General features: G+C 53.2%; 19 protein-coding genes and 1 riboswitch. Of the genes, 6 read left to right on the top strand and 13 right to left on the bottom strand.

What is annotated here, in order from left to right:
* Nucleotides 1-41 precede the first annotated feature (41 nt).
* Complete coding sequence (locus Q3Y66_RS13850; RefSeq protein ID WP_008957356.1) at nt 42-920, top strand: LysR family transcriptional regulator; 879 nt, start codon at nt 42-44, stop codon at nt 918-920.
* A 99-nt stretch (nt 921-1019) separates the two neighbouring features.
* Here Q3Y66_RS13850 and mqo read toward each other — a convergent pair whose 3' ends face one another.
* A complete protein-coding gene (gene mqo, locus Q3Y66_RS13855) occupies nt 1020-2714 on the bottom strand; it encodes a malate dehydrogenase (quinone) (protein ID WP_008957357.1) in 1695 nt (564 codons plus the stop codon).
* A gap of 148 nt (nt 2715-2862) precedes the next feature.
* Here mqo and Q3Y66_RS13860 point away from each other — a divergent pair, with 148 nt between their 5' ends.
* Nucleotides 2863-3096: a DUF3820 family protein gene (locus Q3Y66_RS13860; RefSeq protein ID WP_008957358.1), complete on the top strand. Its 234-nt coding sequence runs from the start codon at nt 2863-2865 to the stop codon at nt 3094-3096.
* Here the strand turns inward: Q3Y66_RS13860 and Q3Y66_RS13865 are convergent.
* Nucleotides 3093-3440, bottom strand: coding sequence for a hypothetical protein (locus Q3Y66_RS13865; protein WP_008957359.1), 348 nt, complete (start codon nt 3438-3440; stop codon nt 3093-3095). The genes Q3Y66_RS13860 and Q3Y66_RS13865 overlap by 4 nt on opposite strands.
* Before the next feature lie 94 nt (nt 3441-3534).
* Between Q3Y66_RS13865 and Q3Y66_RS13870 the strand changes: the two genes are divergently transcribed.
* Nucleotides 3535-4302 carry a DUF1499 domain-containing protein gene (locus Q3Y66_RS13870; protein WP_008957360.1) on the top strand — a complete coding sequence of 256 codons (768 nt, stop codon included), beginning with the start codon at nt 3535-3537 and terminating at the stop codon, nt 4300-4302.
* A 41-nt stretch (nt 4303-4343) separates the two neighbouring features.
* Here Q3Y66_RS13870 and Q3Y66_RS13875 read toward each other — a convergent pair whose 3' ends face one another.
* The 4 genes from Q3Y66_RS13875 to Q3Y66_RS13890 form a co-directional block, all read right to left on the bottom strand.
* Complete coding sequence (locus Q3Y66_RS13875) at nt 4344-4706, bottom strand: ribbon-helix-helix domain-containing protein (protein ID WP_008957361.1); 363 nt, start codon at nt 4704-4706, stop codon at nt 4344-4346.
* 122 nt (nt 4707-4828) lie between these two features.
* Nucleotides 4829-5398, bottom strand: coding sequence for a DJ-1/PfpI family protein (locus tag Q3Y66_RS13880; RefSeq protein WP_008957362.1), 570 nt, complete (start codon nt 5396-5398; stop codon nt 4829-4831).
* 115 nt (nt 5399-5513) lie between these two features.
* On the bottom strand, nt 5514-5876 hold the full coding sequence (locus Q3Y66_RS13885; RefSeq protein WP_238528485.1) for a methyl-accepting chemotaxis protein: 363 nt from the start codon (nt 5874-5876) through the stop codon (nt 5514-5516).
* Between the two features lie 164 nt (nt 5877-6040).
* Nucleotides 6041-6655 carry a flavin reductase family protein gene (locus tag Q3Y66_RS13890; RefSeq protein WP_008957365.1) on the bottom strand — a complete coding sequence of 205 codons (615 nt, stop codon included), beginning with the start codon at nt 6653-6655 and terminating at the stop codon, nt 6041-6043.
* Between the two features lie 109 nt (nt 6656-6764).
* Between Q3Y66_RS13890 and Q3Y66_RS13895 the strand changes: the two genes are divergently transcribed.
* The 3 genes from Q3Y66_RS13895 (at nt 6765) to Q3Y66_RS13905 (ending at nt 8483) form a co-directional block, all read left to right on the top strand.
* Complete coding sequence (locus Q3Y66_RS13895) at nt 6765-7712, top strand: D-2-hydroxyacid dehydrogenase family protein (RefSeq protein WP_008957366.1); 948 nt, start codon at nt 6765-6767, stop codon at nt 7710-7712.
* An 86-nt stretch (nt 7713-7798) separates the two neighbouring features.
* Nucleotides 7799-8215, top strand: a complete 417-nt coding sequence (gene arfB, locus Q3Y66_RS13900; RefSeq protein ID WP_008957367.1) for an alternative ribosome rescue aminoacyl-tRNA hydrolase ArfB — start codon at nt 7799-7801, stop codon at nt 8213-8215.
* Nucleotides 8216-8246: 31 nt separating this feature from the next.
* A complete protein-coding gene (locus Q3Y66_RS13905; protein ID WP_008957368.1) occupies nt 8247-8483 on the top strand; it encodes a DUF1289 domain-containing protein in 237 nt (78 codons plus the stop codon).
* An 11-nt stretch (nt 8484-8494) separates the two neighbouring features.
* Here Q3Y66_RS13905 and Q3Y66_RS13910 read toward each other — a convergent pair whose 3' ends face one another.
* From Q3Y66_RS13910 to Q3Y66_RS13940, 7 genes are all read right to left on the bottom strand, one after another.
* Nucleotides 8495-9559, bottom strand: a complete 1065-nt coding sequence (locus Q3Y66_RS13910; protein ID WP_008957369.1) for a proline racemase family protein — start codon at nt 9557-9559, stop codon at nt 8495-8497.
* A complete protein-coding gene (locus tag Q3Y66_RS13915; protein WP_008957370.1) occupies nt 9559-10749 on the bottom strand; it encodes a zinc-binding dehydrogenase in 1191 nt (396 codons plus the stop codon). The genes Q3Y66_RS13910 and Q3Y66_RS13915 overlap by 1 nt, the downstream gene beginning before the upstream one ends.
* Before the next feature lie 173 nt (nt 10750-10922).
* Entirely contained in the window at nt 10923-11501 is a 579-nt protein-coding gene (locus Q3Y66_RS13920; protein ID WP_008957371.1) for an NnrU family protein, read from the bottom strand.
* 141 nt (nt 11502-11642) lie between these two features.
* Complete coding sequence (locus Q3Y66_RS13925; protein WP_008957372.1) at nt 11643-12611, bottom strand: magnesium transporter CorA family protein; 969 nt, start codon at nt 12609-12611, stop codon at nt 11643-11645.
* Nucleotides 12612-12639: 28 nt separating this feature from the next.
* The gene (locus Q3Y66_RS13930) at nt 12640-14064 is read right to left on the bottom strand and encodes a diguanylate cyclase (RefSeq protein WP_008957373.1); all 1425 of its coding nucleotides are present in this window, start codon (nt 14062-14064) and stop codon (nt 12640-12642) included.
* 63 nt (nt 14065-14127) lie between these two features.
* Complete coding sequence (locus tag Q3Y66_RS13935; RefSeq protein ID WP_008957374.1) at nt 14128-15507, bottom strand: sodium:solute symporter; 1380 nt, start codon at nt 15505-15507, stop codon at nt 14128-14130.
* Nucleotides 15497-15604: riboswitch (TPP riboswitch) on the bottom strand. Its footprint overlaps the gene before it by 11 nt.
* 61 nt (nt 15605-15665) lie before the next feature.
* Nucleotides 15666-16268 (bottom strand): peroxidase-related enzyme, encoded by a 603-nt coding sequence (locus tag Q3Y66_RS13940; RefSeq protein WP_008957375.1) that lies wholly within the window; start codon nt 16266-16268, stop codon nt 15666-15668.
* Nucleotides 16269-16311 lie beyond the last annotated feature (43 nt).

Raw genomic sequence — 16311 nt, forward strand, 5'->3', positions numbered from 1 at the left:
AATCAATAACTATTTGGCTGATTCACAAAAAGGATTTATCAATGATCCGTGAGCTAAAGACGCTGATCGCGGTTGCCCAGGAAGGCACCTTTGCTGCAGCGGGTAACAAAATTGGCCTGACTCAAGCAGCGGTCAGTGCGCAGATGAAACGCCTTGAGGGAGAGCTAGGCATTGCCCTGTTTGAACGCAAAGGGCGTGCCGCCATATTGACCCAGCGAGGGCAAGAGACGTTGAAGCAAGCCCACGCCCTGCTGACGCTGTATAGCACGCTGGGCGTGTCCATGTCAGGCCAGCCAGCCACACAACGGATCAATATCGGCGCCATCGCCTCCATCCAGCGCTCGCTACTGCCTGATGCGCTCGCGCGCTTTCATCACGCTTATCACGATTGCTGTACCCGCGTAGTACCGGGGCTTTCCATGGAACTGGTAAATCAGGTCGACGCTGGCGAACTGGATATGGCAGTGATTATTCGCCCGCCCTTTTCGCTACACAGTGATTTGCGCTGGACACCCCTAGCTCACGAGCCTTTTCGGTTAATCGTGCCACCGCATATCAACGGCGATCAGTGGCGAGAACTGCTCTCCAACCAGCCGTTTATCCGCTACGACCGTGCCTCCTTTGGGGGCAGGCAGGTGGAGCGCTTTCTACGTGATAACCACTGCAATGTGCGCGAGGTGTGCGAAGTCGACGAACTGGAAGCGATCATTAAGCTGGTCGCCAAGGGGGTAGGCGTGGCCCTGGTGCCCGAGGCCATCGCCCACTCACGTTGGCCAGCCGGCGTGCGTTCGATTGATTTAGGCGAGCGTACCTTTCATCGTGATATAGGGCTGATTCATCCTACCAGTGGTCATTTGAGCGAACCCGCCCGAGCGCTTTCCCAATTGATTGGCGAAATCGCCCAGGGACCTGTGCACTAAAATGCAATAACGACCAGCGATTAACGCATATAAAAACGCCACCTCCAATGAGAGAGGCAGCGTTCTAGCTCTTGAGATTAAGTGCTGAAGAAGAGGACGTTACACTTCTGTAATGATCTCTTCTTCACTTTCGGTTTCAGGCTCTTCGCTTGCTTCACCCTCAATATCGTCAGTGGTTTTATCTTGCCCATCATCTTCGCTGGCTGGCTGCTGATCGTTACTATCACTAACTGCCTGAAGGTTTAAGAGCTCATCAAGCTGGAGCGTTTGCGCAGTATAAGCACGCATTTCACTGAGCAGCTCAGGATTGTCCGCTAAGTGCTGCCCATAAGAGGGCACAATCTCGTTAAGGGTTCGCTGCCATTTGGCGCTTGCAATCTGCTCGGGGAAAACACGGTCAAGTAAGTTGAGCATGATGGACGGGGCCGTGGAAGCACCCGGCGATGCACCTAACAGTGCGGACATGGTGCTATCTTGCGATGTCACGACTTCGGTACCGAACTGCAGTACGCCACCACGCTCTTCATCTTTTTTAATGATTTGTACCCGTTGACCTGCTGTCCACAGCGCCCAGTCGTCCTGGTTTGCTTCAGGGTAGTACGCCTGCAATGCTTCAAAGCGATCATCGTCGGACATCAGTACCTGACCAATCAGATAACGCACCAGATTAAAGTTATCCATTCCCACTTCAGCCACTGGCCAAGTGTTCTGCAGCGTCAGCGAGCTGAACAAGTCGGTCCAAGAACCTTCTTTCAGAAACTTGGTGGAGACTGCCGCAAAGGGGCCAAAAAACAGCGCAGGCTCCCCGTCCAGGTTGCGCCGATCCAAGTGCGGCACGGACATGGGCGGAGAACCTTCACCCGCTTTACCATAGGCCTTCACGTCATGCTGGGCCACCACGTCTGGATCGGTGGTGTAAAGGAATTCTCCACTTACCGGAAAACCTGCGTAAGCTTCGGCTTCAGGAATGCCAGATTCCTGTAGCAGCAATAACGCAGCACCACCCGCACCGATAAAGACGTAGCGGGAATCGACGCTGGTTTCCCCACCGTTGACGAGATCTGCCACGGTCACTTTCCAGGTATCGTCATCATTGCGCTCTAGACCGCGCACTTCACTGCTAAGACCCAGCGTAAAGTGCTCACTTTGGGCCAGTGACTCGACCATTTGGCGAGTTTGCGCGCCATAGTTAACTTCGGTACCCATCTGCATGCGCGTTGCTGCTACGGGCGTATCGCTACCTTCACGCCCTGCCATCACCAGCGGCATCCACTCGGCCAGTTCGGCGCGGTCTTCAGAGTACTCCATGCCCGCATATAGGGGGTTTTGCGTCATCGTCTGGTAGCGCTTACGCAAGAAGTTGACGTCGTCGCCTCCCCAAACCACCGCAATGTGAGGCACACTTTGGATAAATGAATCAGGTTCACTCAGAAGGCCAGCATCTACCTGATGAGACCAAAACTGACGGGAGACTTCGAACTGTTCGGTTACCTTAGTGGCACGCTCAATTTGAACTTGACCGTCAACTTCCGGGGTATAATTTAGCTCCATGAAGGCCGAGTGCCCACTACCGGCATTGTTCCAGGCGTTGGAACTCTCTTCTGCAACTTGATCCAAGCGCTCATAAAGGTGGATATTCCACTCAGGCTCAAGCTCTTGCAAATAGGTACCCAGCGTAGCGCTCATGATGCCGCCGCCAATCAGTACCACATCAACAGGCTCGTCTGCAGCAAGGGGCATCGCAGCCAGTGCCAGCAGCGGTGAACAAAGTAAAAGTCTAAAACGTTTTTGCATGTCATGTCCCTGACGATACAGAAAGGACGCGCCGGAACGGTAGGCGCCCGGCATTGAGGGGTATTATTTATCGACCAAAGTCTAACAAAATTTCGGCATGCCGGAAATATGCAATCTTACTTAAATGAGAATGAGGGTATTTTAAACCATGAAACCAGAGGATCTGGAAAAGCTGGTCACCCGTACCATGCCCTTTGGCAAGTATGAGGGCCGCCTGATCGCCGACCTCCCCGGCCCCTATTTAAACTGGTTTGCCCGGGAAGGGTTTCCCTCTGGCGAGATTGGCCAACTGCTGCATTTGATGCACGAAATCGACCACAACGGGCTTGGCCCGTTACTTGACCCGCTGCGTAAAAAGCCTAGCCAGCGCGGCGAAACTTAACGCTGGCAATCGTCGCGCTCGTTAAGGGCGCTCTGAAACTCAGCCCGGTAAGCCGACTCGTGGAGGGTCGAATCTTTGGGAAAACGGCCTAAAGCGACAGCTAACTCAAAAAAGCCCGTAGCGGGTAACCCATCGCCCCGGCGGCTGACGACTAAGGCGGCGATAAAAGGTGTTTGTTGCGCGGCGTCTTCACGCATTAACTGTTCAAGCGCTTGGGTAACCTGGGCAATGGTGCGCGGCGGCGTCAGCCCCAGCTCGGTGGCCACCTGCTGGTAGGTCATTGGCAGGGTTTCTTGCGGTGCGCTGAGAAGCAACTGACGCAAAGTGGTTATGTGATCGGTCATGTACATCCTATCGTCAGGTATCAAACATTCAGATTGCCAATTGGCGTTGTATTTGTGCTAAGAATAGCTGAATACGATGTGACAAGGAGGGAACATGGCAACGCAACTGAAAGCGTCACACCCGCGCGGTGGCCGCTGGCCAGGCATACTGGCAGGTTTAGCCATTCTGCTGCTTGTAGCGGCGGTACTGATGATGGCGGGCGCAGGCCCGGCTTATCGGGGCGAACTTATCAGCCTGGGCGAGGCGTTTAACTTACTACGTAACGGCGTCTATGCCGCAGGTGGTGCGGTGGCAGTCAGCATCATTACGCTGCTGCTGAGCATGCTCGCTCGTCGCTTCACATCAGCCTTGATGGCCTCAATGGTCATTATCGCTGCGGCGGCGCTGCTTTTTGTGCCTTGGCAGCACTGGCAACGTGCCCAAGAGGTACCGGCCATTCACGACATCACCACCGATACCCAGAACCCACCTGCTTTTGAAGCCTTAGCCAACGCACGGCGTGCTGCACCTAACGCGGTCGATTACCCTGGTGAGACAACCGCCCTGCAACAGCGAGCAGCCTACCCTCACATCAAGCCGATAATTGTAGATGAATCTCCGCAAACCGTACTGGCAGCTGCCCAAGCAGCGGCGGAAGAGTCTGGCTGGCGCATCGCCCGAATTACCGACAATCACATAGAGGCCACCGCAACCACGCGCTGGTTTGGCTTTGAGGATGACGTGGTTATTCGATTAACCGAGCTGGACCAGGGTGTGCAGGTCGATATGCGCTCGGCTTCACGCCTGGGCGCAAGCGATGTGGGCACCAATGCAGCGCGTATTGAAGAATTTTTAAGTGCGCTGGAAGCACGGCTCGAATAACGGCTCTACTTCCTTCCCAGTCCCCTTCTCAGCCGCCGTTTTTAATGTAAGGAGTCCTGCCTGTTGCCAGCTTCACGCGCTAAAATTTGCTCCGCGTCCAGCGTGGCTATGGGTACTTGGTGCTGGACTGGAATATCGCCGCTCAATTGAAGCGCTTGGTAACGCAGGGCGCAAACGCGTAAAAACGAGGTGAAGTTACCCAAATCGTGCCCGGCATCGATCGATTCATGATACAGCCGGGTAATCATCTGGGCAGTATTCATTCCATCTCGCTGGGCGATCTCTTCAAGAATGTGCCAGAAATAGTTTTCCATCCGCACACTGGTGACCATGCCATCGATACGCAGCGAGTGCGTCGCACTGCGCCACAGCTCGGGATTGGCTTGAATAAAGAGTTTACACATAGGTGTTGCCTCTCGGCGTAATCTGTTCAAACGTATGTTGCAAACTACAAGCATAGCGGGGAAAAACATAGCGCGCCCAGCCGGGGCTGGGCGCAAAGGTAATTATGATAGTGCGGCTAGCTTTACTTATTTAACAATGCCATAAATTGCGCCAGCCATGCCGGGTGGGCAGGCCACGCGGGAGCGGTGACCAGATTGCCATCGGTCACCGCATCCGTCACTTCCAAATTGGCGAAGTGACCACCAGCAAGTTCTACCTCCGGCTGGCAGGCCGGGTAAGCGGAGCACTGCCGGCCCTCAAGCACTTTTGCAGCAGCCAAGAGCTGCGCACCATGGCAGATGGCCGCCACGGGCTTGTTGGTCTCGAAAAAGTGCTGAACCATCGTCAGGACTTCCTTGTTGAGACGAAGGTATTCCGGTGCGCGGCCACCCGGTACAACCAGGGCATCGTAATCGGCAGGGTTCGTGCTGGCGAAATCAGCATTGAGTGCGAAGCGGTGCCCAGGCTTTTCAGAATAGGTTTGATCACCTTCAAAGTCATGAATCGCGGTTGCCACAGTATCGCCCGAGGCTTTACCAGGGCAGACAGCATCTACCTGGTGGCCGACGGCCATAAGTGCCTGAAACGGCACCATGGTTTCATAGTCTTCAGTGAAATCGCCGGTGATCATTAAAATGCGCTTGCTGCTCATCTCAGTACTCCTTTTACCTATTTATCTTATGGTTATTGATCGAGTGTGTGAGCACACGCGAGGCGTGTGAAATGAGACTAGCAAGCGCTTTCCACCAGCAGGTAGTAATTGCTTACTACGTTGTAATTTCTTCCTTCTGCGGGAGTGACAGATGACGCTGTCCTGCCGTATCGCTTACCCGAAAGCGCCCTGCCAGTGAATGCATATCACCGGCACGATCATCCAGTGTATGACTGGCTGTCGTGGCTTCTTGTACCAAGCGGGCATTTTGGTGCGTCACCTGATCCAATTGCGAAATCGCTTGGTTGATCTGGTCAATGCCTGCCGACTGTTCGTGGGTCGCCCCAGCGATCTCGGTAACATAGCGCGTCACCTCACCCAGGCTATCAATGATCTCCTGAAGGTGCTTACTGGATGCGTTGACGAGTTGCTCGCCCTCGCTAACCTTAGCGACACTATCATCTACTAAATGACGAATTTGGGCCGCCTCTTCAGCGCTGCATCGCGCTACTTAAGCACTTCCTGAGCCACCACATCGCCCAACCGGGCGGCTTCAACGGAGGCACTCAGTGCCAAAAAGTTGGTTTTAAAGGCAATATTTGAAATGAAGAATAAAATTAAGTTATATAAATTAAGCAACTGTTAATCAGGACGTTCTATCGCAAAACGATCGCTAATGCGGATGTAGTCGCTGCCCGCTAGGCGACCTACTGGTTTGAGAAGGTCCATATCCACATGGCGGCCGTCCCATAACGCGTCATCAATATGAATGGAAACCACTTGCGCCAGTACCAACGTACCTGCCAAGGGTTGGTCACCGAACCGAATCATATCGAACAGTTTGCAGCCAAACGCTACAGGCGCATTAGCAATCCGCGGAACGCTCACACCCGGCATAGCAGCCTTTTCAAGCCCGGCCAGGGTAAACTCATCCTCTCCTGGCGGCAGGCTGGCACTAGTGGTATTGAGCGCTTCAATTAACGCTTCACTCCCCACATGCACAACGCATTCTGCAACGTCATTTAAATTACGCACCGTATCTTTAAGCTCACCGCTGCCATTGAGCAGTGGTGAAAACGCCAGCACCGGCGGGTTGACACTAGCGACATTGAAGAAGGAAAACGGCGCTAAATTAGTATTTCCCTGCTTATCCTGGGTAGACACCCAGGCAATGGGCCTTGGGCAAACAACGCCGGATAACAAACGGTAAATAACACCGGGGCTTAGGGGGGAATCATCTAACAGATAGTTACTCATTTTTGACTCCTTGGCGGTTAGTGTTCAGGTTAGTATCACTTTATAACAACAAGGCCCACTAGGCCCTGTTTTACTATTATCGATGCGACCAGTTTAAGGAATCCTCTCCATGAAGATTGTTATCCCCGATGACTACCAGGACTGCGTGCGCAGTTTAGATGCCTTCAAGCAGCTAGAAGGCCACGATGTAACGGTCTATCACGACACCCTTACCAACCTGGACGCGCTAAGTGCGCGTTTTCAGGACGCCGAGGCGTTAGTGCTGATTCGTGAACGCACGCCTATCACGGCTGCCCTACTGGCGCGCCTGCCCAACCTGAAAGTCATTAGCCAAACGGGTGGTGGTGCAGCGCATGTGGATATGGCGGCCTGTCGCCGCCATGGCGTCACTGTCATGGCGGGCACTGGATCGCCTTATTCAGCGGCAGAATTAACCTGGGGTTTAGTCCTGGCGGCAATGCGTCATATACCGGCAGAAGTTGAGAATCTGAAAGCGGGCCGCTGGCAGCGCACGTTAGGTACCGGCCTTAAAGGACGCACACTAGGCATTTTTGGCTACGGAAAAATCGGCAGCCTAGTGGCACGCTATGGTCAGGCGTTTGAAATGAACGTGTTGGTGTGGGGTCGGGAAGGCACCCGCCAACGCGCCGTTGAAGCCGGGTTAGAAGTGGCCGAAAGCCAAGCTGCGTTGTTTCAGCGCTCAGATGTGCTGAGCCTGCACCTTCGCTTGAACGACGAAACCCGCGGTATCGTCACTGCTGAATCACTCGCCCAGATGAAACCTACATCTCTGCTGGTAAATACCAGTCGTTCACAGTTAGTGGTGCCCGGTGCGCTTGAGCAGGCGCTTATAGCTGGGCGCCCTGGTCAGGCAGCGGTGGATGTCTTCGATGCGGAACCGGTCATTGAAAACTCGTTGCTGGCATTGCCTAATCTAGTCGCCACGCCTCACCTTGGCTATGTAGAAAAAGATAGCTATGAGCTCTATTTTGGCGATGCCTTTAGCAACCTGCTGGCTTACATGGATGGTCAACCGATTAACAATTTAGCGGACTAACAGTGCGCGCTAAGTAGGCTAGCCATCCCCGTCTCTGTGCCAATTGTGCTAGCCTTATGGGTTCACAAGTAACACAGGGGCCATTAATGCTCACCATTTCTAATAACGTTACCCTGGCTGATTGGGAGATTGATATCAGCCAAATTCGCGCCCAAGGTGCTGGCGGCCAGAACGTCAATAAAGTCGCTTCAGCAGTACATCTACGCTTTGATATTCTGAGCTCTACGCTGCCGCCTCTGTATAAAGAGCGCTTAATGGCGTTATCGGATCAGCGCATTAGCAAAGAGGGCGTGGTAATTATTAAAGCCCAGAGCCATCGAAAGCTTGAACTCAATAAAGAAGATGCGCTGGCACGTTTAAAAGAGCTGATTCAGAGTGCCACCAAGCAGCAAAAAGCACGCCGCCCCACCAAGCCCACCAAAGGCTCGCAGCGCCGTCGTGTTGATCACAAAACCCGAAAAGGGAAAATCAAGTCATTGCGCGGTAAAGTGTCGGCGTCATAATGCGCCAGCCAGTTCTTCAGAGCCTATCTTAATGAGCACATCTTCTACCGTTCGCCCACTCTCGCCGTGCGTGCAGATCTGCCAGATCGAGCCATCCACTTCATTGTGCAATGGCTGCGGCCGTACGCTAGATGAAATTGCTGTCTGGGGTGCCATGACCGAGGCCGAAAAAGCCCCGGTATGGGAACGCTTGGAAAGCAAAGGCTATGTCTCTGATGGCCATGTTTCTAAAGACCAGGTTTCCAAAGACCAGGTTTCCAAAGACTAAGTTTTCACAGACTACGACTCTAAAGACAATGCCGCAGGCTGATGACGGTCACTCAAGATATGATGCAACTCACCGCACGCCACCATCGGGTCGTCACAGTTGATCACAATATCCGAGCGCGACAACACGTAACTGCGGCCGGTAATGGTATTTTCCACTACTTGGTAAGCGCCTTCCTGATGCGTGCCAATGAAGGTGCCGATAAACCCCGTTTCACGCAGTGAAACCGTCTCTAGTTTGTCGCCTATACTCAAACGCCCTTCATAGTTCATCAATGCCAGGCGTGCCGAGGTACCAGTACCCGTTGTACTACGGCAAATAACGCCAGGATGAACATAGGTGGTTGAGCGTGAACGTATATAACCTTCCGTTACCTTCTCTTCAGGTCCCATAAAGTGCAAAAACGGCAGTGGCCCTACGTCACCCAGCGTGTAGTGGGAAAAGCCTCGCTGCGCTTTAATCGCTTCGACGATTTTATAGGCACACTCGGATAGCGCACGCTCTTCATCACGCGTCAGTTTAAAGCCCAATTCAGTGGCATCCACTAACGCATAAAAACCGCCGCTGTAGGCGATGGAGTATGTGACATCACCGATGCCCGGCACATCAATCGTATCGCGATAGGTGTCGATATAGCTGGGCAAGCCGCCACAGGTAACTGACTCCACCACGCCGTTATGCACTTTGGCTTCGATCTGCACCAAACCTGCCGGCGCTTCCAGCTTAAAGCGCTGTATCCCTTCCTGCTTGGGCACAATACCGCTCTCCAGCACAGCTGTCGCAGTACACAAGGTGTTAGAGCCAGAGTAAATGGGATAGCCCATTACTTCCATAATGATATAGCCCGCGACCGCTTCCGGGTGGCTGGTAGGCACTAACAAATCGACTGACATTTCTGGAATGCCGTAGGGCTCTTCAAGCAGCAAGCGACGTAAACCGTCGGCGTCATCGCGCAGGTACTCCATCTGCTCGCGTACAGTGGCGCCAGGCAAAATATCGATGCCACCGGTGACAATACGGCTAACATCGCCACCGGCGTGAGTATCCATTAACTGGATAGTATGGAGGTTAGGCACTAGTGGCGCTCCTGAGCGTCAGAAGAGGAATTTTCGAGGGCGAACGGAGCACCATGAGAGGCCCACTGGGCATCGGGAACAAGCACAATTTTACCCAGATAGTTGCTGTCCCGATTAACAAAATAGCGCTCGGCCGCATGCAGGTCGGAAAGCTTAAATGCCGCATGAAGCACAGGCTTTAATTCACCGCTGCGTATCCATGCCACAAGCTGTTCGGCCTCTTCACGGGTGCCGTGGGAAACGCCAAAAATCTGCACTTGGTACAGATAAACGCGCGTCCACATCATTTCGCTCAGATTGCCACCGCTGGCACCCGCAATGGAAAGGCGCGGGTAGCTCTTACGCCCCTGCATATCGACAATCATGGTATCGATAAATAGATTGGTCATTTCACCGCCGACCAGATCCATCACCGCATCGATCGGTTTACCGCTGGTCGTTTCCAGCACGCGATCCACAAATGTCGGCAAGTCGCCACGGTCAATCACCGCTTCTGCGCCTAGTGCTTTGAGTGCGTCAGCTTTGTCTAGCTGGCTTACCGCATAGGGAATAGCGCCCACAACGCGGCAGAGCTGAATCAGTGCGGTCCCCACGCCACCGCTGGCGCCACTGACCAACACGCGCTCACCAGCACTCACCTTGGCGGCGGTCATCATGTGGTAAGCGGTTTGATACGAACACATGCCCATTGAGGCAAGCTCTGCATCGTGCAGCTCAGGATTGGGCACATGATAGAACTGTTCAGCAGGGACAGCGATATACTCAGCAAAGCCGCCATCGGCGCCATGGCCGTAGTAATCAGGAGTGAGGTTAATATCACGGCGCTCGTCGGCGTAGATATTAAAATCGAGCAGCCCTCGCTGGCCAATGCGCTCAGCATCGACCCCCTCTCCGACCGCCACGATACGACCTGCCACATCGGCCCCTTGAATACGCGGGAAGGTAAGCGTCGGGGTGCCACCCATGGCAAAGGAAGTCACATCACCTTTATCTTTGGTGGGATAAAGGCCTTCACGCGCTTTTCGGTCAGTATTGTTCTTTGCTGTCGCCGTCACCTGCACCAGCACTTCGCCCGCCTTGGGCTTAGGTGTAGCGACATCCGGATGGTACTCCAATTTGTCGATACCGCCATGTCCAGTCAATAGCATGGCGGCCATCGTCGGCGGCACCGTGTGTTCAGTTTCGGCCATGAGCTGACTCCTTAATATGGGTATATTGGCGCTCAAATGACAATAACAAACTCTTGCCGAGTCTCAAAAGCCATATAAGCGGCAATGGCGGCAACGCGTGGTTGCGAGGCCGCCAGAAGAACAAAGCACACTTATTAATATTAGCCAATACAGATATTAATTAAACATAAGCATTAGCTAAAGACAGGGACACCAATCAACACGGTGTGCAAGTAAAAAGCAAAGACGACATACGCCACCAGCCCGATGAGTACGGTAGAAATAGTAGCCATTTTCGTGGTGCTAACTGGCGCAGCTGACGTCAAACGATCACGCTTTTTGGCAGCTTTAAACGCCAGGATTGCCCAGATAAGAAAGGCTGCAAAAAAGATAATATCGCCTAAGCGGCCGTTGGCTAGCAGGTGGGCAAACGCCCATATTTTTACTGACAGCATCATCGGGTGGCCAAGCTTGGCCTTAATAGCATTATGGGGAACATACGCCGCCACTAGCATAATAAAGGCAGGCAGCATGAGCAGCGCGACCGCATGGCGCATTCCCATGGGTGGTTGCCACACATAAATAGGGTCAAGGCGCATCTGGCCAAACCCATAAATGGCAACCGCCAAGCCGATCACGGACACTGCCGAGTAGGCTATTTTCCACGTGGTTTCGCCGAATTTGGCAATTTGCTGCTGACGCCAATTTTCAGCGAAAATACGCACAGAGTGGCTGCCTAAAAAAATCAGCAGCCCGATGATCATTATGGTCATGAAAAATGCTCCCAGTGAAAATGCTAGTCGACGGCTTGATGCCTTATAGTCTTGGTCGCTGCAGAGGATGCCACACTCACCCCTCAACCACCTATGCATGCGTCAACTTTTCGTTTCCTGGCGAGTCGCTCACTGACAAGCTTAAAACCAGTGTTTGCGTTTAAATAACCAAATCAATATCCCGCCGATGCCCAGCATCGCTCCTAAGACAAAAAAGTAGCCATACTCATAGCGCAGCTCGGGCATATTTTCGAAGTTCATGCCGTAAATCCCAGCAATAAATGTCAGGGGTACAAAAATTGCGGTAATAACGGTGAGAACACGCATGGTGATATTTAGCTGATGAGAAGAAATAGAGATATAGCCATCGACTAAGTCACCACAAATGTCATAGTACATCTGGGTCAAGGTATAAAGACGTTCAAAGCGGTCCGCCACATCGTTAATAGCGTGCAGGGTTTCGCTCTCTTCGCGGGGCAGATGCTCGTAGTCATAAGCCGTCAGTTCTTGAGTAATACCTTTGTGGTAACTAAAAATGCGGCGCATTTTGACCAACCGAGAACGATAAGTAATGATCTTGCGCATCAAAACATCGTTGCCGTTTTCTAACAGTTCATCCTCTAGATCGCTTAATTCAGTTTCAAACTCAAGTAGGCTATCGATATAAAACCCAGCGGAGATATACATAACGCGCAGCGCGACCTGCTCCGGCGAATGCGCCAAAAGTGCTCTGCCGTGCTCGTTAAACAGCCGCTCAATGCTTAACGCTTCACCAGGATGGAGCGTAACCAAAAACCGTTCGCCCACAAAAAAACAGACCTGTTGAGGTAAATAGTTCAGCTCGGCATCGAAGGAGGAGATGCCGCGATAAATAATCAGCGTATGGTTATCAAACTCTTCTATTTTAGGTGGATGGCGCTCTTTATGGGCATCTTGAATCGCCATCGGGTGAAACTCGAATGCCTCTAAAATCGACCGTTCGCTCTGCTGGGTTTCTCCCTGCATATCAATCCAGATATGGCTTCCCGGCGTAGCCCGCCACACAGCCATTAGGCTTTCACCGCCCTCATGGGTCTCGCCTTCAGGCGTGGTCAGAATAGTTCGAATCATGATCGTCCTTGAATATTTCCGGTCTTTCTTAAGAAGCACTACCCAAAGGCTGCACTATGCGAACTTGGGCTTTTCCCAAGCGCTTGGCATCATACATGGCAACATCGGCTCGCTTTAATAGCTCGTTGGCCGTTTCAGCACTAGTTGGCATGTACATGACAACACCTATGCTTGCACTGATATTCAGCGCCGCATTGCCAGCAGCAAACGGCTCTTCAATCACCTGTATTAATTTTTTGGCCAACGGCTCAATCGCCATGGACTCACTGCTTTCTAATAGCAAGACAAACTCATCTCCGGCCCACCGCGCTATATAGTCGGTTTCACGGACGGTCTTCACCAATCGTTTAGCCATCACGCGCAGCAGCTCATCCCCCATGGCATGGCCATGAGTGTCGTTAATCGCTTTAAAACCGTCCAGATCCATGAATAAAACTGCTAAGGGCTTTTGAGTACGCCGAGTACGGGCCATTGCATCAGGCAGGCGTTCATCTAGGGCGCGCCTGTTAGGCAGTTTAGTTAATACGTCTTCACGGGCCTGTTGATCGCGCAAACGCTCTAGCTGCTGTCGTTCGGCAATATCATGGATAAAAAGACTGCGTCGCTCGCGGCCATCAATTATTAATGTCTTGATGCGAACCTCGACGGGCAGTTCCCTGCCATCATGGCACCGCGCTGTATAGGTGATAGGGGCTTGATCACTCTCAGTTGGCAAGCCATTAGGAAAGAGTAATTGTGTGACTGGCCTTGCCAGCACCGCTTTGCGTGGCCAACCAAACATTAGCTCAGCCGCTCGGTTCCAATCGAGAATGACGCCCTGTGAATCAATACTGATATAGGCGTCATAGGCGGATTCAATGACTAGGTTGAGCTCGTTGGTGCGCCGTTCAATTTGGCACTCCATGCTGTAATGAAGCTCGCTCAACGCTCGCTGAGATTCCTGTGCTTTTTTTCTCTCTCTGATCAGCCGTTCACGCAGGCGAATTTCATCAGTCACAATCGCCGCTAAATCTTTCAAAGCCGCCAGTTCCTGCTCACTAAGAGTACGAGGTTTAATATCAATCGCGCAGAGGGATCCCAACGCAAGTCCATTGGAGGTGCACAGCGGAATACCCGCATAAAAGCGAATCCCATTCGGGGCGGTCACATGGGGGTTCTGCGCAAAGCGAGGGTCCTTGCGTGCATCTTCAACAATTAACGGCTCTGAGGCCGTCACTGTATAAGCGCAAAAAGCCACATCTCGCCCTGTCTCGCGGGTTTCCACGCCCACGCGCGACTTAATCCACTGACGCTCAGCATCAATCAACGTGATCGTTGAGATAGGCACATTTAGTAACTGGGTAACCAACCTGGTGACGCGGTCAAACGCCGGTTCATCCGGGGTATCTAATAGTTCAAGCTCATAAAGAGCGGCTAACCGCGCCTCTTCATTAGATGCTGTGGGGTAGCTCATTGTCATGTCACCCATTCAGGGAGGTGTAGGTCTACCAGCATATCGCGACCAGCACTTTCCTGCTTACTGCTTATTGTTTTTACTCATACTCGCGAGCAACACACTAACCAGCGTAGAGGCGACTATCGCGCCGACAAACGGCCCCAGCGTAGGAATACTGCCCGGAAAACTGGCAGCTACCACTCCCGCGATGGGACTGCCCTGACTAAACCACCCTGGAATAATGGCGCCCAGCAATCCTGCAACGCCTCCCGCGATAGCCGCGAAAGGGGTCATGCGTTGCCACAGACCTAGCAGCACAGGTACCACAATAGCGGCACACAGTAAGTCAGCAATCAAGAACAGCCGCAGTACCGACAACCCCTGTAAAGCAATCACTACTACCGGCATCATCAATGCAATCGTGACCCAGCGGGCAGCGGCGATGGAAACACCCCGCTGTTCGCTGCGCGACACCACCAGGGAGGCGATACCATTTTGTAACGTATCAACACTGGAGGCTACCAAAGTGACTGCCAGCACTAAAGCGGGGAGTGTCAGCCAAGCTGGGGCCTCCGTTAGCAGGGCGAAAAACGGCATCGGCGGCTCGCCAAGGGGAACCCCACTCATTGTCGCCAGCATGCCCAAACCACCAATTAGCATCACAACAACGACGGTCATACCGCCGCCTAGCCAAGCGCCACGGCCCAGGCTTTGATCATCCCTTGCCGCCCAAACGCGCTGCCAATACCCCTGATGAAAAAGGTTCGCTGCGGTGACGGCGATGACCAGCGTTAACGCAACGCTCAGCGCGCTGGTAACGGGGATTGAAGGCAGCGTTGCCTCGCTAGGCATTGTGGGTAGGCGCCATAACGTAACGCTACCCACCGCCAACAGAAGCGCTAGCAACAGCCATGCCTGCCACCGGTCCGTGGCAAGGCTGGCGCGCAAACCGCCAACCGCCGTATACACCAGAGTGGTGAGGGCAACGCCAATAATCACCAGCGCGGGCGGCACATCTGACAATAGCGCTGTGATGGCCCCTATGGCGGTGAGCTCCGCTGCCAGAAAACAGGCCATATAGCCAACCGACACTAACGTTACCCAGCGCCGCACGCCTGGGCCATAGCACGCTTCTGCAAACTCGGCGATGCTGCGCCCTTCCGGCAACGCACGGCGAATTTTTGGCCCGTAGAGTCCTAACACAATAAACGGCAGTGCCGACCCGAGCGCATAACCTGCTAATGCGAGGGGGCCAACAAAGGCGCCAATTTCGGGCGGGGCAAAGAGTATCCACGCCCCCATGCCGGAGGCAAGAAAGGAGAGACCAAGGGTTGAAGCTGTTTGTGAGTTGCGAGCCGTCACATAATCATCAACGGGGCCATCCACCCAGCGAGCCCGTAGGCCTAAATAAGCAAAGCAGCATAGCGCCGCGCCAAGCACGGCTGACGTCAGATATAGCATGTCGCACTTCCTCCGCCGGTACGAACCGGATCAGGTTCCAGGGTCTGCGCAGCGCGCATTCTCAGCCCTTGCAAGCAGGGCTCCCCTGGCGACAGTGAATGAAGACGGTATCGTCAACCAAAAACGCGCCTTAGTAAAGTTTCGCGTCTTGGTAAGATTTAAGGTGTGTTGGCAGCCTCTGCGCGGGGCACTCGCCCCATCAAATAGAACTCCGCATTGGGCGGCGTACCCGCCAGGGTGACCAATCGATTCGACAGACCAAAAAACGCCGCGATGGCGCCTATATCCCAGCAGTCCTCTTGGCTAAAGCCTTCTTGCCGCAGGCGCGTGCGCCACTCATCGGTCATTTCACCGACCTCAATGGCACAGTGCATGGCAAAGTCGAGCATGACTCGGTGGCGCTCACTAATCGGTGCCACGCGATGGTTGATGGCGACCTGATCCGCAAGCAGCGGGTCTTTGCTATAGATGCGCACCAGTGCCCCATGCGCCACCACGCAATACAAGCAGCGATTGCGCGCACTGGTAGCGACCACAATCATCTCTTTCTCGGCTTTAGTGAGCGTGTCAGATTCACGCTCCATTAGCGCATCATGGTAGGCAAAGAAAGCACGAAACTCAGCAGGACGATGGGCCAACATTAAAAATACATTAGGCACAAACCCTGCCTTTTCCTGGACGGCCAAAATAGTATGGCGAATATCGTCGGGCAGATCATCTAACGTTTCTGGTACATTAAAACGGCTTAATGGAGCAGACATAATCACCTCTTTATTGTTAAGTTTAACCATCTCATAAAAACGA

Source organism: Halomonas sp. HAL1 (assembly GCF_030544485.1).
Classification (GTDB): Bacteria; Pseudomonadota; Gammaproteobacteria; order Pseudomonadales; family Halomonadaceae; genus Vreelandella; species Vreelandella arctica.

What these genes read in the sequence shown, in the direction of transcription:
- Q3Y66_RS13850 (WP_008957356.1), top strand. Translation starts at nt 42, where the DNA reads ATGATCCGTGAGCTAAAGACGCTGATCGCGGTTGCCCAGGAAGGCACC.
- mqo (WP_008957357.1), bottom strand. Translation starts at nt 2,714, where the DNA reads ATGCAAAAACGTTTTAGACTTTTACTTTGTTCACCGCTGCTGGCACTG.
- Q3Y66_RS13860 (WP_008957358.1), top strand. Translation starts at nt 2,863, where the DNA reads ATGAAACCAGAGGATCTGGAAAAGCTGGTCACCCGTACCATGCCCTTT.
- Q3Y66_RS13865 (WP_008957359.1), bottom strand. Translation starts at nt 3,440, where the DNA reads ATGACCGATCACATAACCACTTTGCGTCAGTTGCTTCTCAGCGCACCG.
- Q3Y66_RS13870 (WP_008957360.1), top strand. Translation starts at nt 3,535, where the DNA reads ATGGCAACGCAACTGAAAGCGTCACACCCGCGCGGTGGCCGCTGGCCA.
- Q3Y66_RS13875 (WP_008957361.1), bottom strand. Translation starts at nt 4,706, where the DNA reads ATGTGTAAACTCTTTATTCAAGCCAATCCCGAGCTGTGGCGCAGTGCG.
- Q3Y66_RS13880 (WP_008957362.1), bottom strand. Translation starts at nt 5,398, where the DNA reads ATGAGCAGCAAGCGCATTTTAATGATCACCGGCGATTTCACTGAAGAC.
- Q3Y66_RS13890 (WP_008957365.1), bottom strand. Translation starts at nt 6,655, where the DNA reads ATGAGTAACTATCTGTTAGATGATTCCCCCCTAAGCCCCGGTGTTATT.
- Q3Y66_RS13895 (WP_008957366.1), top strand. Translation starts at nt 6,765, where the DNA reads ATGAAGATTGTTATCCCCGATGACTACCAGGACTGCGTGCGCAGTTTA.
- arfB (WP_008957367.1), top strand. Translation starts at nt 7,799, where the DNA reads ATGCTCACCATTTCTAATAACGTTACCCTGGCTGATTGGGAGATTGAT.
- Q3Y66_RS13905 (WP_008957368.1), top strand. Translation starts at nt 8,247, where the DNA reads ATGAGCACATCTTCTACCGTTCGCCCACTCTCGCCGTGCGTGCAGATC.
- Q3Y66_RS13915 (WP_008957370.1), bottom strand. Translation starts at nt 10,749, where the DNA reads ATGGCCGAAACTGAACACACGGTGCCGCCGACGATGGCCGCCATGCTA.
- Q3Y66_RS13920 (WP_008957371.1), bottom strand. Translation starts at nt 11,501, where the DNA reads ATGACCATAATGATCATCGGGCTGCTGATTTTTTTAGGCAGCCACTCT.
- Q3Y66_RS13925 (WP_008957372.1), bottom strand. Translation starts at nt 12,611, where the DNA reads ATGATTCGAACTATTCTGACCACGCCTGAAGGCGAGACCCATGAGGGC.
- Q3Y66_RS13930 (WP_008957373.1), bottom strand. Translation starts at nt 14,064, where the DNA reads ATGAGCTACCCCACAGCATCTAATGAAGAGGCGCGGTTAGCCGCTCTT.
- Q3Y66_RS13935 (WP_008957374.1), bottom strand. Translation starts at nt 15,507, where the DNA reads ATGCTATATCTGACGTCAGCCGTGCTTGGCGCGGCGCTATGCTGCTTT.
- Q3Y66_RS13940 (WP_008957375.1), bottom strand. Translation starts at nt 16,268, where the DNA reads ATGTCTGCTCCATTAAGCCGTTTTAATGTACCAGAAACGTTAGATGAT.